The following is a 14,403-nucleotide window of genomic DNA, read 5'->3' on the forward strand; positions in this document are numbered from 1 at the left end:
CTCAGTCCTTACTGGATTCGCCGAAGACGCCGCCGCGAATGAAGTTGGCCATCACGTAGTGTTGCTGATCATCGTTGGGGGCTTGATCTCTGATCATCCAGGCATCGAGCAGCGAATAGAAATCGAGCTTCTGGCGAGGATGACGATAAGCTTTGCCCCGGGCGGTGACAGAGCCATAGGGTTCGATGGCAATGGGGCCGAGTCCGTCTTCGTCTGGGTACCAGGTGTCAATGGTTCGGATCGCATTGCCCAGTTTCTGCGAGTGGAGGGCGGCAACTCCCGTGATGGTGTAGAGCGTTCGGCCTTTCTGCCAGGCGCGCTCGGTACCCTTGTCGAGAATCAGTTCCTGTGAGGGAAACACCTCCTGTCCTTCACCCATTCTGGCAAAGGCGACAATCTCCAGCAGTGCATAACCCTTGCCCGCCAGACCACCTTCGATGACGGTGACGAGTTCGCCGATTGTATTGGCGTAGCTGGACGGGGTATTAAAGTCTCGCAGCGAAAAGGCCTGCGCACTGAATATCCATCGTTTAGTGCGTGTACCGTCCTGCAGATGAGAGATATGGACTTCCACGGTTTCAGCGCCCATGCGGTTGCGCCAGAGGAAGCGGCCATTGGCGAGATTTAGGGCATAGCGGCGGCCAAGCTCCTGATAACCACCTCGGCTTGTGTAGCCTTGCACCAGAGCCTGCAGCTTCTTCTGGTACTCGACACTGTTGCAGGCCGACGGGATGCCAGCTCCACCGAGTATGCGCAGCGTGAAATGGACTTTCAGTGTGTCTGCATCGGGTGGGAGGGTGGCCACATCGACGCGTTGCAGGTTGGGTTTATCGATTTCGGCGTTGAGTCCCGCAGGGTCTATGTCTTTGTCCTTCGTTCTGAGGCGATGGGAGACGGTGCCACGCACGGATTTTTCGCGTACGCCAACCGGCGGCCAGGCATCGCTGTGTTCGCGGGCTTCCCATCTGCCTGCGTAGAACAGGGCGTCGGATGGGTCCAATTTCCGTTCGAATGCGAGGACGGAGGCGGTCTTCAGCGCGATCTGATCTTCTTTAGCCATGTTGAATTTCTCTCACGCGATCGGGTCGCTAGGTTCCGGTGCGAAATAGGGGTTGTGCAGCCGGTAAAGGCCTGCGTCGGGCTGTGCGTGGTGATGCCAAAAGAGCTGTTCGAGTTGGGAGACACGATGCAGACTGATCCACTCGCCAAGTGAGAGCACACTTTCAACGAAACGGAAGGGCACGTTGCTGTCGCGCGTGTCTTTCACTTCGCCTGGGGCGTAGAGTTGCGAGATGGCGGCATAGCCCACCGGCAACGGCACCAGCCAGCCACGGTACGGGCGACGCACGCTCCAGGCGACTTTGCCGTCGCTGCCCTCAAGCATCTCCGGCTCGATGTTCAGGCGACACAGGTCCAGCAACGCATCGAGTGGCGTGGCGTGCGGGCTGGACTGGTGCAAAATATCCAGATGATGGGCCAGCAGTGGTTCCCGGCTAACCAGTGCGAAGCCGGGCAGAAGGCGCCGGCGCAGCATCCGGAATTGCCTGAGGCGGGTTTCATGATCGCCTGGCCAGCCAACCCACTCCGGTGGATGCCTGCCGCGTTCGGGATGAGGTAGGATACTGCCGCCGGCTAGCCGTAGCCCTTCCGCAATCGACAGGATCTCCACAGACAGCGCCTTGCCGTCCGTCTCATTCAACGGACAGCCGTCGCCCGAGACCTTGATAACAAGGCTGACTTCGAGGTGCACGCGACCCTCCTCGACGATGGCCGATGTGCAGCCGTCCTTGTCCAGCGGGTGACGAGCCAGGCGAAACACTTGTGCCCGGCGGCTTGATGTTCGAGTCACCTGCGGCTCGAAGTCGTGGCAGATGATCGCCACCCCTTCAAGGCAAAGGTCGCGCCCGCTCGTGTTCAGACGCCGTTGCAGGGCATGGACGAAGCCGGTGAAGGCGCTGGGCGCGGGAAAGCCCCAGGTGAATGGACTGGAAACGGCGTTCGCATTTTGTACCCGCAAGCGCGGCAGCACGACCACAGCCCCACAATCCTCAGGCTTGTCGTCGGCAAGATCCTCGCGAAGTCGTTGAACAGCCCCCTCAAGTAGCTTGTTCCATTCGCCCTGCTTCCGGTTGCCTATTGATGTGCGATCGGTGCCGACAATCGCATTCAGCCAGTTGGCGAAACGACGGGCGATCTCGTCGCGCCAATCCGGCGGCGTCCGCGGCGCGCCATTGGAGTCAGCGGAGACCGCGTCACCGGGCTCCGCCACCGCTCCGGGATCCAGCCACCGTCGTTCGACCGCGTCCAGACTGCACTCGTCCGCTGTACTCCAGCCGGCAGGAAGCGCTCGAATCTGGGCGACTAGATCGAGCACATTGGCAACGATATCCTCCACCGTGTCCACTGATCGCCCGTGGATGTTGGACTCATTTCGCGCCAGCCGTTTTCTGAGATCCTGAACTTCATGCAGGACGCCGATTGCACCGTCGTTCTCAAACACGGACTGGTGTCGCAGCGGCGGTTTGACCGACCCACTTCTCCACATTGGAGGCAGCGAAGGTAGCAAATGATTGAGGCCACCGCGCTCACTGTTTAGTTGGCTGATGTTTTGCGGTTTGCTTCCGCCGAAGTTCTGCACCGCCAGATTGGGATATTCCCGATAGCCGTTGGGCCACGACTTGCCTTCCTGCCGTGCCTTGCGTGCTTCGCGGGCCGCGTCGGAAAAGCGGTCGGCCTCAAGCGTTGCGTGCAGACGATGCACCAGTGTTGTTGGGAAGAGGGGGGCCAATAAATGGTATCCACCATCCGGCATTGGAAAATAGAGCTGCTTTGCCAGTGTGTGCGACGCTGAAGCAACCTTGCTTTCGGCGATTCCGGCAAAGGCTTTGGCCCAAGACCTGGCCTGACCCGGCTCGTCAGATAAAGCAGCAATCAGTGCCGGGTCGTTATCCAATGTGCGATCAGATAGCGTCTTGCCGTCGTGCGACAACTTGAGGAATTTATAAACGTCGAGTGCTGCAGCGTTTCCCACCACGTCATCGGTACGGCCATCGGTCAGCGAATGGGTTCCCACTAGCGCCCGCTCTGTGCAGAGGCTTTCGCGCATGTACACATTCGTCCCGCGCGCGTCGGGGTGGATCGGCTTGAGAGTGTGGCTGGCGAGTTGAATCTGCCGCACCCGCCGCGCCGCATCCGCGATCCATGCCTCGCGCCGGTGCTCTTCCAGTAACCGTTGGCGTTTGTCGTCCTCGCCATCCCCTAGCTTGTCCAGCTTGATCTGGAGGCGCTCATGAATGAATCCGTCGATCAAGGCACGTAACGCCGAAGTGACGTCGTTATTGGGGTTCACATTTTCCTTCTCTGGCATTTCCCAGTTGCCTCGACAAGATCTGCCCACTCGGATACAAACCGGCGGAACCGGAGGACAGGATGATAGCTGCGTGCTCGCTTCCTTTCCCGGATAATTTTATGTTACTGGACGATCGGTGACGCGCGGACGATTAGGGGCTGTTTCGCGAAAACGACAATTCACAGAGGTGACCTCGCTCGTTCGAACACTCGTCGGAGATTTTAAAGTGGAACGTCTCGAGCAATCGTGTGGCCGATTTAATTGCAGGCAGCGTCACGAAGTATGCCTCATCCGGCGTCTGATCGGCCATACTCGAATGTGGCCGTTTCCGCTTGTACCGCTCGATGTTTCACCGACGGAATGCCGGGCATGGCTGACCGACTCTTACGCTTTCAGCATCGACCTCCTTGTACTTGATGCTGCGACACACCCGCTCGACGAACACGTTGTCGCGCCAGCTTCTCTTGCCGTCCATCGACAGCCGGATGCCCCGGCCCAGCACGGTCTCGATGAGTGAACGCGCCGCCCGTGAACTGATTGCCCAAATCGGCGTTCGCGCCAGTCTTGCGAAACACGCTGTACTTGTCCCTGTACAACGCGCCGGGTTTGCGGTGCTGTTCGATGTACGCACGCGTCGGTTCAAAGTAGCTGAAGGTCGATTCTATGGCCGTGAAATGCAGCGCTATCAGCCGACTGGTCGCATCGTCGACGTACACAAGCAGCGTGCAGGCTGGAGCCCGTTCCTCGAACCACCGGCAATCGCCGCCATCGATCTGGATCAGTTCACCCAGGCACACGACCGTCGGCCCGCGGCTGGTACAACCTTCAGCGGCCGCTGCCGACGGGGCACCCATAGACCTGCATCCGTCATCAGACGCTTGACCGTCTCGCTGGCAAGCCGGATACCGTGACATTCGTACAGCTTCTCGCACGCCAGCGTTGGCACAAAATCGGCATAGCGCTCACAGATGATCGAGAGCGCCCCTCGGCTTTCACTGGATCCAGACGGTTTTTGCAGGCTTCGCGCACCGGCACGATGCCGGGCCACGCGGACCCTGTTCGCGAAGTCGCGCAACCGGTCGCCGAATCTGCCTCGTGGTCAACTGAAGCCGTTCCGCGGCTCGCCACGGCTTGAGCCTGCCGTCGACGACATCCTGATGACCTTACCTGTCGAGCGCGCGCATCGTCATCGTTATCCGTTCTGTCGCAGCCATCAATGCCTCCGGCGTCGCACAAGTGGCGGGCGGAAAGCATACGCTGCGGAAAAGCGGACATTTGAACGTGGCTAGAAGCGGACATTACCGAATAGCCACTACATTGTTTGTCGGTGATAATTTGCATTATGTAAATATAAGGACTACTGATGGCATCTTTGCACAGTCATCGCCGTCATGGCTTGCGCGCCCCCTCCGGTTTATCGCGACAGTCCGCTCCGCCTTCCACAACGAATGGGAATGGGCTTACGAGTTTCCGGTCTCTGCATCCGATCGAAGGAACATATGCCGAATCAGCCCGTCCGCTGCCGAGTTATCGCATCGTCCAACGGTGACGCGGTGTGTTTCAGAGTCAGATAGGGGCGCCCTTCTCGAGCGCAGGTACCGGCGGCAACAGCACATGCCGACGCCGGAGTTCGTCAACGGCGGCCTGTGCAAGCACGATGCCCTGCGTGGCCTGCATCGCGAGCGGTAATAACAGATCGACCAGCTCGCGATAGTGTTGCCGACTGAATTGCACCAGACCCAGCCGGGCCAGGAGCTCTTGCAGGTGTTCCCGGCGCGTTTCGTCACGCGCAGCGTACACGTCCCACACCGCTGGCGTAACACCCAATTGCGCCGCGACGATTCCAATGATCGGCGCACGCGGCTTTCTTCTCGGCAGGTCCCAGCACCCGGCCTGGATAGCGCAGGTAGACCATCCCAACACCGCGATGCCGAGGCAGTTGTGGCCACCTCGATGCTGTCGAACAAACGCAAAGTCCTCCGTTGACAACGTGGCCATGCGGATCAACCCACTTTCATCCTCGGGGAACGCGAGTAGCTGGAATCGCTGGTCAGGAGTGAGCAGTTCTCGGCGGGGCAAGATTCACCTCGTCGAGCGCAAATACTGGTACAGGGTTTCGCGGCTGATTCCGAACTCGCAAGCGATCTGAGCTTTGCGTTCACCGTCGTCTACCCGACGGCGGAGATCGGCGACTGGGCGTCGGACAACGCCGGCTTACGACTCCGATAGGCGCCGCGTTGCTTTGCCAGGGGCGATGCCCTCGCGCTGGCGCTCACGAATGAGCGCGCGCTCGAATTCCGCGAAGGCCCCCATCACCGACAGCATCAAATTCGCCATTGGCGAGTCCTCGCCCGTGAACGTCAAACATTCTTTCGCGAACTCAATGCGCACCCCGCGTTTGGTCAGTACCTGGACGATATGGCGAAGGTCGTCCAGATTGCGAGCAAGCCGGTCCATGCTATGCACGACCACCGTGTCGCAGTTGCGCACGAAGGTCGGCAATGCGTCGAGCTGCGGCCGCTTCGTGTCCTTTCCCGATGCCTTCTCAGTGAAGGTCCGGTCAAGCCCGATTCCGTCGAGCTGGCGCACGGCGTTCTGCTCGAAGGTGCTGACCCGCACATATCCGACACGCTGGCCGTTCATGACGGACTTGCGATAAAGATGTCAGATTGAAATCTATGACTTTCCGAATCGAGCGTCAAACAATCGATAATGTGGCCCTCTCCTGGCGTTTCTGACAGGGCTTCCTGACATCAGGACAGGGTATAGCTCGGTCTGACAAGATGGGCGTCGAACACCGAACCCATCGCAACGCACGTCGGCAGGCGAACTCGAGTGGTCTCCACGCCGCCCGACAGCAGCAACCGGACGCGCGCCTGAACAGCTGCAATGGGGGGAACGAAAATTGCGGCGAACGTGCGATTCGATTGTGCTTCGCTCGGGAGATTGATGGTGCCACTAACGCAGCCGCAGCCAGGCGTGGCTCACATTCTGATCGCAGAGGATGATGTTCTTGTCCGTCTGGCCCTGGTCGAAGTACTGCGTGCGGCAGGTTTTGCCGTGATTGAGGCGGGTAGCGCCGACGATGCGCTGGCCTATATCCGCGCCGGAGGAAAGGTTGATCTTCTATTTTCCGATATACAGATGTCCGGCGTGCTTGACGGTCAACAACTGGCCGGGTTGATCGCCAGCGACCACCCTGGAATTCCCGTCATCCTCACGTCCGGCGACACTCAGCCTGGCGCGAGCGTGCCGATGGCGCTGTTCGTCCGCAAACCGTACGACATCGCGCACATGATGACGTTATTTTTTTCAGTGCTGGGCCTGCGACCACCGGAGGGCGATTCGTGAATGCACCTCATATCCTCATTGTTGATGCAGACATACTCGTTCGCACTCCGCTTGCGCAATATCTTCGCGAGTGCGGATACCTGGTCATCGAGGCGGTCGACTGCGTAGAGGCACAAGCCCTACTCACCAACAAGCCTTCGGCCGTCGATATCGTGCTTGCGGACGTTGGAGGCGAGGATCGCAGCGGATTCTCCCTGGCGAAGTGGATACGTGAGCAGTTTCCCGACATTCGGGTGTTCCTGGCGGGAAGCATCGGCGGGTCTGTCGGAAGAGCCGCGAGACTGTGCGAGGACGGCCCCGCACTATCAAAACCCTACGACCACCGCGTTGTGCTGGAGCAGATTCAGCGTCTGCGAGCGGCCGGGAAAGGCGGGCCCGCGTGATGGTTCTAGTGGCTCGCCTAGCTGTAGCGACGCGATCACTGGATCGGCGGCACCACGCCGAGCTCTTCGGCCAGCATCCTCTCGTATACACCGAAATGCAGATCGACCTCTCCTGCATGACCACGGTCACGAAAATGTTGATCTGCGCGGGCTGCAGGCCCAGGACCGTCGCGATCGCCGCTTCCAGTTGCGACGCGCATAGCCGGTGGTCGGCGAACGTGGTGCCGACAGCACTTTCGTAAGCGGATTCCTGCCGAAATGCCACGTCAATTAGCCGAGCACGCGCGCTCATGCTGTTGTCGATCGCCAGCCGGATGACCTCGACCGCCGTGCGCATCGTCTCGGTCGGGAAACCCTTTGTTGAGCGCAACCGGATACGGTGCCAGCCAAGGGTCAGCCAATCGTATTCGAATTCCATGGTGTCCTCGCATGGTCCGTCGGGGGCGTCGTGAAGATAGGATGTGGCCACCCGAATTCAAGAGCAGAAAGTCGCAGTACCCCCTTGAAATTTCCGCTCGGGATCCTATCTTGAATTCCGCTCAGGCAGTCGCGCCAGCAGTCCGGCGCGCTGCGTGTTTCGATTTGTTTGCCCGCAGCATGGCAGATGGACTGGAGCGCGTAGGCCGGTTCGTCTTCCTGCTGGTTTGAAGGAGGAAATGACCATGAGCGATCTCTACTTCGGGACCGACCTTTTCAGCGAGTTCGACCGTCTGCAACAGCAGATGGCCAGGTCGATGACTTCGATCATCCGTGTAAAGCCGCGAGTGCGCGGCGCGGGTTCTTCAATCTCAGGAAGCGTCCGCGCATCCGCTCTGGCAATCGGGCACGAACCACTCAGGGCACCATCACTTGCCAATCACCGTAGTCATCGCCGCTTCGTAATTCGGGCTCCCCTCCGATGCTGCTGTTGAATTGCTGGCCAGTTGAGCGACGGTCAATCGCCGCGGTGGAGGCTCGCTAACAATGACGGTGACCCGTAGCAGATCGCCCATGCGCTCGTCATAATTCACGCCTAGTGAGCAGCCGGCAAAGCTGGGAAAGGAAGCGGACACAGCTTCGACGATTGCAGAGATCTCGCAGATTCCCAACTCGCGGCTACCCGCGACCAGCAACAGGATGCCGGGGGCCAACTGGCTGTTCGGGATAGCCAGTTGATTGACGGCACGCTCTACGGCGCATGCCGCGCGGTTTTCGCCTTGTGCAACACCTACACCTATGTGCGCTTTGCCGACGCCAGAAAAAACTTCCAGCATGGTGCGCAGGTCCGCAGCACCAGGCGCAGATGCATTGAATCCTTCCGATAATCCATCCACAATCGCCGCAATACGCAAATCGAGTCCACTACCACACGCTGAGGAATTCGAACGGGGCAGCGGGATCACCGTTACACCGGCATTTGGGGGTAGCGCCGCCAGCATCTTAGCGGGTCCAAAAGTCGGGTGCGCGAAGAAAAGCACGACAACCAATGCGTCTGGGCGATTTTCCATCGACATAATGGACCGGACCACAGCGAGAGCGCCGTTTTCGCACGGTTCAACCAGGATTATTACGATATCCGCAGTGTCAAATACTTCCGCTGCGACCGCCTCGAGCGCGTATCGCGGATTCGGGGGATTATTAATGCCGTTTGCGGACCAGATTGCGCGAAAGAATTGCACGTCGCCCTGAACGCCTGTCCGGAACAAGGCGTCGACCATGCGCGCCCCAGTGAGCCCGGCACCCACTACGCGCAACGCGGGATAGTCGTGGTTCTCTCCAAGATAAGTAGCCCCGATATGTCTTTGAAGCACAACCCGCAACTCGTCGCCTGGTTCGTGGTTGGTCTGTGTCATTGTTCTGTTTATGTTTTGAATAAAGAGCCGGCGGATAGACACGTCGGCCTGTCATTGACTTCGTACCTTTGGGGGAATCAGGTCCCCGCTCCGGCGTATTCTGACGACTGGACGAGCAGGCACCCACTCGTGATATCACGACGTCGATTTTCACAACTTCCTGGCGTCTGCAGATGTCCCCGTGCGGAAAGCCATGATGATCATGTTATCGAAGCGCTCGATCGCGCTCCGGATGGATGCATCGGGGGTGCGCTCGCAGCAACACCAGACTAACAACGCGTGGCGTATGATTCCGTCTTCAGACTTATTGCTTTCGCGGTGGCATCTCCGTATCCACAACGCTCCGTCAGAGCAATAGTTCCGCGTTGCCATCGGAAACTCCAGAATCATTTGGCGACGTGCATTCTAGTTGTTCCTGTTTATGCGCGCACGACCATTTCCCCAAAAACCCGGGCGCGAATCGTTAAAACCGCTCGAATCCGAATCAATCGGACCGCCGTTTAGACGAAATAGGATTTCGCAAACGTTTTCGCAGCGATAAACAGAATCGCCAGACTTTTTTTGATTTAACGAGAATGGAGCGTTCGAGGTTTGGCGCTTTGTCGTTCTTCGCTATCTTTCCGGCAAAGCTTAGTGTCAATACATGCGATCGCAGGTCTGGATATCGGGAAGAACGTGGTGCAGGTTCATTGGATTGATCCAGACAGCGGTGTTCGATATGATCGAACTTCGTTACGGTGCGGCCTTTCGATGGCAGCCGTACAACCATCGGGCAGTATCATCAAGCGCGATCCAGGTTTTCCCGCGGATCAACTGTTCCTTGACCTGCATCAACGCGCCCCCGCCTGGATCATCAACGATACGTGTTTGGCATCCACCGGATTTGCTATGCTGATGGCCCATCATCTCCTCGCAAGCGCTCCATGTACGAGACCACTACGAAGTGTTATTACCGTGGGTATGTCGTCGACTGCACGGTTGCTAAAGAGGAATATCGCGGCTACCGCGCGACATTAGAAATTAGCCGGGGCGATTCCGAAAACCCTTCACGGATCAGGGAGGCTCCGCTCCGGGTACTGTTTAAGGACAGGCAGTCGGCGACCTATTGCGCTCTTCAGTGGGCCGAGCGTCGTATCGACAACCTGAGCGAAACTGAGCATTTGCGGATGTGCGGTAGAGCCGGGTCACCTGCTCGCGATCATCGACAGGGGTGAACTGGTCGCCCTGACCCTCCCCCTGCTTCATGCGTTTGCGGTGTGCCAGCGAGACTCCTGCGATTTCACGGTGCCTGTAAAAATCGCGTCCCCGCCGATCCCGGTGCAGGACCGCCTGCGTGCCGCCCGGCGGCCGGGCGGCTGTCGGCCATCATTTCCGCTATGTGATTGCTGCGCTGCGTACACCGGGCCACCGCACATCGGCGAGATGAGAGGAGGCGACGACAACCCATGGCAGGGCGTTCAGACGCTGGGCAATACCGGCCAGCTCCGAAGGCGATATGGACGCGAAAGTGACTGTCATTTCGTCGACGTTCTGCTTCGCATGGCAGTGAACGCGGGACTGTCTTGCCTGCGCCGCATGCTCGCCGAGCGCCTGCCAGACCGCCACGATCCTGAGCTCCCCGGTCGCGGCTCGCACGGTGAGGCTCAGCGACGTGGCCCCCGGCTGGTTCTCGGACGGGGACGCCGTGAGTGCGAGTTCAGCGGCTGGCCGCGCGCGGTTCACTGTCGTCTCCGCCGCAGATCCGCGTGCAGATGATGGTCCATCTGTCTGAGCAGCCGCTCGCGCAGATGTTCGCGACGGTAATGGCCAATGACCAGGATCGCGGCAATGGCAAGTACGAACGACCCGACGATAACGCCCATCCAGGATCCACTCACGATGAATTTCCTCCAGCCCGACACCTCAGGCAGAAATCTGTTTAAGGACGCCCTTCTCACGGCTGCCGGTCATTCACGCTGCCTCAGCGCCTCCGCGATCCCATCCAGTCTCGCCATCAAAGCGGAAGCCTGTGCCGCGGTATCTCTGGACACCGCCGGCCGCGCCAGCAGCCGGCTGATCCGGTTGCGCCAGTAGCCGGGTTGCGTAACGGCGAGGCTGCCCTCGAGCAGTTCGCGATTCTGTACCAGCCGCTCGAGCTGGGTCACCATCTGCCGGATATGTCGCAGCTCCTGTTGTTCCTGGTCATCTGCCATCGCTGGCCGTTTCTGTTCGTATTGTCTTTGTCCGAGCATAAAGCGGGCCGCAGACGCATCCGAAGCGGAGCCGCTGTCCATCTGGCTGTGGCGGTAAACCGGATCTCCCACGCTGGCATGGCCGCCCGGCCCTCGTATTACCGCCTGCCGCCAGCCTCCGCGGATGCCCTCCCGTCGGCAGTCCGTGCGCTTCGTTGCCCGGTCGCGGCGACTGCCTGCTGGGTATCCTCGGCGACCAGCAGGGCCTGCCGTCCTGTTTTCTGCACGCTGTCGTACCAGGCGGAGGTCGCGCCGATCGCGGACTTCCATGCCGAGATCGCCGCTTCGCAGCCAGCCGGAGCACCTCTCGCCATCTCCCCGATGAGCGTCTGCACGCGCCGGCTATGCAGGTCATACTGTTCCTGCGCAACCTGTGCGACCCCGGCCTGGGTCGACGAGGCGATGTTGATGAATTCCCGCCCGTATGCCTGCCATCTGTCGGCGAAGGGTCCGACGGCACCCGCCTGCAGCGCAAGCCACTGCGGCGGGTCGCGTGCGTCCAGCGCCTTCCGGGCGTTTTCCTGCGTCGCGGCCAGCGACGAGCCGAGGATCTGCAGGTTCAGGTTGACCAGCTTTTCGACGCCTTCAAGAATCCTGCCGTTCAAGGCAAAGAATGCGTCGACGTTGGCCTTCTGTGCGGCCAGAAAATGCTCGCTATTGTCTAGCGCCATGGTACAGCTCCTAAAGGAGAAAAACGGGATCCGGCGCGACACATGCTCAGGGTCGCGTCGCCTCGTGCGAACCGTGATAGCTGGCGGGACCCAGATGCACGGACGCCCAGCCCTCCGATATCCGAATCGACTTGATACGTACTGCGAATCACATTACTGGTTGATCCAACCTCAGATATTGCGCAATCAAAATTGTTGTCCCACATACGCATGCCGGACGTGACAGCAGACTCTGGATGCGTTTCTTTGAACACACGCGATCCCCGGATGGACGGACCGCGCAATGACATCGTCGAACCGCCCCTGGCCACCGGACGGCAAAACCAGCCGGATGCATCTTTCCTGGTGAGCGGCGCTCAAGGCAATCCGCGCAGTTAATCGCGTGTGCATGCCATTGAAACTGATCTGCCCGGGGCGATCTGCCGATCGACATGAGGGCCGATTTCAGGGGGAACTGGCATTGTCGTTTACGGAGCGGCGCAAATTCTGCAAAAGAATTAATTGCCGGGACAGGATAGACCGTCAGCAATTTTTTCTGAATTACCATCAGAATTCCGCAATGGGTTGTTAGGATTATGATAGCTTCTGCGTTTTCGCGAATGCAATATGCCAGATGAAATTTTCTGGTTTTCAGTTTTCAGGCACATCCGGCTCGGGTCCGCCACCAGACCAGCGTCTGCTCCTTCACGGAACATCTCTTTTCGGATTCAGGCCGCAACCGGACCTTCACAAATGATTTCTATTTAATGCGGAATACGGTATGGAATCTTGATCGTGGTGCGACAGGCGAATCCGAGGGCAGGTATCATCGCGGACATCCAGCGATGTGAAGCGCGTCGATGAAAATCGCCACGCTGGACACGCGCCTGGCGTCATCCAGATTGAAGGCTGAGCCGACCGCACTACGTGCCGGCCGTTAGCGGAGGCTGCTGGCCCCCGACGCGTAGAGCGTCCGCAGGCCGATCGGGTGTCGGGCAGCGAACGGGCGAAATCCACGCCGCGCTGGAGCGCCGGCCTAGCGGCTGCCTCGGGTGAGCCGAATCCCGGGCTCAGGCGCTCTTCGTGACAGCACATCCATGTGGTGTGCTACTGCCGATGGAACGAAGCGTCCCGATTGACATGCGTTTCGCTCATGGCGCTCCTGCGTCAACACCACCTGTCGCTCCTCCAAGCCGTTGCCGTGTCATTGACGAAGCCGTCGCTCGATCTGGCAGAACCCCCGCCGTTATGGAAATCACGGGCATGCCCGATCGCTGGCGCATCCAGGATGCGTCAGTGATCCCGCAGCGATCCAATGATCCAGGCGCACGTGCGCCCACTATCCGGCTGACGCGGTGGGCACAGCCGGCTTCCGCTGGGCCTGAGACGTCCTCGCCTCAAACAGGAAGTCGGCCAGTGCCTTGGCTGCGTTCACTGCGAGCTTCGCATGGTGACGTGAGGGCCTGCACGTCACGGTACGCGCGTCGGACAACCTGTCATGCATGCCGGCCAGCCCGGCCACAATCGACGACAGGCCCGTGAGGACCTGCTTCAGCGGGTCCGCAATGTCCTGGCGCGCCGCGTCCAGGTTGAGAAGCTTTCGCACCCGGTTACATAGCCGGATGATGTCGCCATCGTGCGGCGGCGGCGCAGGATCAAGCGCCGCCTCGACATCCAGCAGAACCGCCAGGACCAGTGCATGGGCCTGCGTGACCGCGCCCGGATAGTCCCCGGCGTCGATCTTCTCGCGACATTTTCCGAACTGCTCCTCGATGACCAGTTCGCCCATCGCCGACGCCTGGGCAAACGGTGTCCCGATGGACACAACCGGGTCTGCCAGATCCCGGACCCGGTACCAGTTGCCGTCCAGCACAACCCCGAAGCCGTCGTGGTGCAGCATCCTCCCCAGTTGCGCGGCCGCGTCGTGCACTGTCGCTCCGTCAGTGCGATCCAGCCATTCACCCGGATCAAGCGCGGCCCGGATGATGTCCCGCAGCACGGCCTGTCCGTTCATCCCCCGCAGCTTGTCTGCCGCGAAGATGCGCCGCGGGCCGAATCCCTGCGCATACACGTCACGGGCGCCGAACCGGTTGAAGAATGCCACCAGCTTGGGCCCTGAGCGGTAGGGCCAGCCGTCGGTGTCGCCAGCGATCATCCCGCCCAGTGCTCTGATCGTGAATTCCGAAAGCTGCATGATGATTCCGGTGGAAGTTTTTTCGAAGTCTATCCGGGAAAAGGCTGCCTGTACGGTTCCAGCGGCCCGCCGTGAACTGGCGCTCAGCGCATCCGCGCCTGACCTTCAGCATCTGCCGTCGTTTGCCGTTAGTAAGACAGGCAGGCGCCGGTCGCACCGCGCGGATGTGTTTCTTTGCAGGAGATCAGAGGTGACAGCAGCATTCGGTGACATTTTCACGCCTGGCGAGAAGGTCAGGCAATCGGGCATTTACCTTGCAATGCATGACGACGAACACGTACCGGCGCATGAGGTGGTCTGCGTCAACGGAATGACGTTTCCATCGTGCAATCGATGCGGCGTCCGTTCACGTTTCACGCTGGTGCGGATCGCGATGCGTGTTGAACAGAGCGAGCATTTCAGCTAGCCAGGCC

The 14,403-nt window shown here is 59.8% G+C and carries 11 protein-coding genes and 4 pseudogenes; 4 read left to right on the top strand and 11 right to left on the bottom strand.

All coding sequences use genetic code 11. From position 1 onward, the window contains the following. Position 1: 1 nt before the first annotated feature. The 5 genes and pseudogenes from csy3 to ACOCG7_RS34535 all read right to left on the bottom strand — a co-directional run bounded on the left by csy3 (position 2) and on the right by ACOCG7_RS34535 (position 5,992). The gene (gene csy3, locus ACOCG7_RS34515) at positions 2-1,060 is read right to left on the bottom strand and encodes a type I-F CRISPR-associated protein Csy3 (protein ID WP_421380792.1); all 1,059 of its coding nucleotides are present in this window, start codon (positions 1,058-1,060) and stop codon (positions 2-4) included. A gap of 12 nt (positions 1,061-1,072) precedes the next feature. Next, on the bottom strand, positions 1,073-3,367 hold the full coding sequence (csy1, locus tag ACOCG7_RS34520) for a type I-F CRISPR-associated protein Csy1 (protein ID WP_421380795.1): 2,295 nt from the start codon (positions 3,365-3,367) through the stop codon (positions 1,073-1,075). A 479-nt stretch (positions 3,368-3,846) separates the two neighbouring features. Continuing rightward, a pseudogene (locus ACOCG7_RS34525) lies at positions 3,847-4,539 on the bottom strand (ISNCY family transposase); the annotation flags it as partial. A 376-nt stretch (positions 4,540-4,915) separates the two neighbouring features. Then, positions 4,916-5,428: a DUF4158 domain-containing protein gene (locus tag ACOCG7_RS34530; protein WP_421380798.1), complete on the bottom strand. Its 513-nt coding sequence runs from the start codon at positions 5,426-5,428 to the stop codon at positions 4,916-4,918. Positions 5,429-5,431: 3 nt separating this feature from the next. Next, a pseudogene (locus ACOCG7_RS34535) lies at positions 5,432-5,992 on the bottom strand (recombinase family protein). A gap of 336 nt (positions 5,993-6,328) precedes the next feature. On the opposite strand from ACOCG7_RS34535, the gene ACOCG7_RS34540 reads away from it, so the two are divergent. Continuing rightward, complete coding sequence (locus ACOCG7_RS34540; protein WP_421380801.1) at positions 6,329-6,700, top strand: response regulator; 372 nt, start codon at positions 6,329-6,331, stop codon at positions 6,698-6,700. Beyond that, a complete protein-coding gene (locus ACOCG7_RS34545) occupies positions 6,697-7,083 on the top strand; it encodes a response regulator (protein WP_421380804.1) in 387 nt (128 codons plus the stop codon). The genes ACOCG7_RS34540 and ACOCG7_RS34545 overlap by 4 nt, the downstream gene beginning before the upstream one ends. A gap of 35 nt (positions 7,084-7,118) precedes the next feature. Here ACOCG7_RS34545 and ACOCG7_RS34550 read toward each other — a convergent pair. Further along, positions 7,119-7,501 (bottom strand): annotated as a pseudogene (locus tag ACOCG7_RS34550) (hypothetical protein). 154 nt (positions 7,502-7,655) lie between these two features. Between ACOCG7_RS34550 and ACOCG7_RS34555 the strand changes: the two are divergent. Then, positions 7,656-7,814, top strand: a pseudogene (locus ACOCG7_RS34555) (Hsp20/alpha crystallin family protein); the annotation flags it as partial. A 114-nt stretch (positions 7,815-7,928) separates the two neighbouring features. Here ACOCG7_RS34555 and ACOCG7_RS34560 read toward each other — a convergent pair. The 5 genes from ACOCG7_RS34560 to ACOCG7_RS34580 all read right to left on the bottom strand — a co-directional run bounded on the left by ACOCG7_RS34560 (position 7,929) and on the right by ACOCG7_RS34580 (position 13,990). Beyond that, positions 7,929-8,915, bottom strand: coding sequence for a hypothetical protein (locus tag ACOCG7_RS34560; protein ID WP_421381105.1), 987 nt, complete (start codon positions 8,913-8,915; stop codon positions 7,929-7,931). A gap of 1,718 nt (positions 8,916-10,633) precedes the next feature. Then, positions 10,634-10,792, bottom strand: a complete 159-nt coding sequence (locus tag ACOCG7_RS34565) for a hypothetical protein (protein WP_421380807.1) — start codon at positions 10,790-10,792, stop codon at positions 10,634-10,636. A gap of 69 nt (positions 10,793-10,861) precedes the next feature. Further along, on the bottom strand, positions 10,862-11,107 hold the full coding sequence (locus ACOCG7_RS34570; RefSeq protein WP_421380810.1) for a hypothetical protein: 246 nt from the start codon (positions 11,105-11,107) through the stop codon (positions 10,862-10,864). Positions 11,108-11,244: 137 nt separating this feature from the next. Beyond that, a complete protein-coding gene (gene phaP, locus ACOCG7_RS34575) occupies positions 11,245-11,817 on the bottom strand; it encodes a TIGR01841 family phasin (protein WP_421380813.1) in 573 nt (190 codons plus the stop codon). A 1,318-nt stretch (positions 11,818-13,135) separates the two neighbouring features. Beyond that, positions 13,136-13,990: an abortive infection family protein gene (locus ACOCG7_RS34580; protein WP_421380816.1), complete on the bottom strand. Its 855-nt coding sequence runs from the start codon at positions 13,988-13,990 to the stop codon at positions 13,136-13,138. On the opposite strand from ACOCG7_RS34580, the gene ACOCG7_RS34585 reads away from it, so the two are divergent. After that, complete coding sequence (locus tag ACOCG7_RS34585; protein ID WP_421380819.1) at positions 13,989-14,396, top strand: hypothetical protein; 408 nt, start codon at positions 13,989-13,991, stop codon at positions 14,394-14,396. The genes ACOCG7_RS34580 and ACOCG7_RS34585 overlap by 2 nt on opposite strands. Positions 14,397-14,403 lie beyond the last annotated feature (7 nt).

This window comes from Paraburkholderia sp. DD10, from assembly GCF_049177125.1.
In the GTDB taxonomy this organism is placed as follows: Bacteria; Pseudomonadota; Gammaproteobacteria; order Burkholderiales; family Burkholderiaceae; genus Paraburkholderia; species Paraburkholderia terricola.

Excerpts from the sequence above, each read along its gene's own strand:
- csy3 (WP_421380792.1), bottom strand. The coding sequence starts at position 1,060 with ATGGCTAAAGAAGATCAGATCGCGCTGAAGACCGCCTCCGTCCTCGCA.
- csy1 (WP_421380795.1), bottom strand. The coding sequence starts at position 3,367 with ATGCCAGAGAAGGAAAATGTGAACCCCAATAACGACGTCACTTCGGCG.
- ACOCG7_RS34560 (WP_421381105.1), bottom strand. The coding sequence starts at position 8,915 with ATGACACAGACCAACCACGAACCAGGCGACGAGTTGCGGGTTGTGCTT.
- ACOCG7_RS34570 (WP_421380810.1), bottom strand. The coding sequence starts at position 11,107 with ATGGCAGATGACCAGGAACAACAGGAGCTGCGACATATCCGGCAGATG.
- phaP (WP_421380813.1), bottom strand. The coding sequence starts at position 11,817 with ATGGCGCTAGACAATAGCGAGCATTTTCTGGCCGCACAGAAGGCCAAC.
- ACOCG7_RS34585 (WP_421380819.1), top strand. The coding sequence starts at position 13,989 with ATGATGATTCCGGTGGAAGTTTTTTCGAAGTCTATCCGGGAAAAGGCT.
- ACOCG7_RS34580 (WP_421380816.1), bottom strand. The coding sequence starts at position 13,990 with ATGCAGCTTTCGGAATTCACGATCAGAGCACTGGGCGGGATGATCGCT.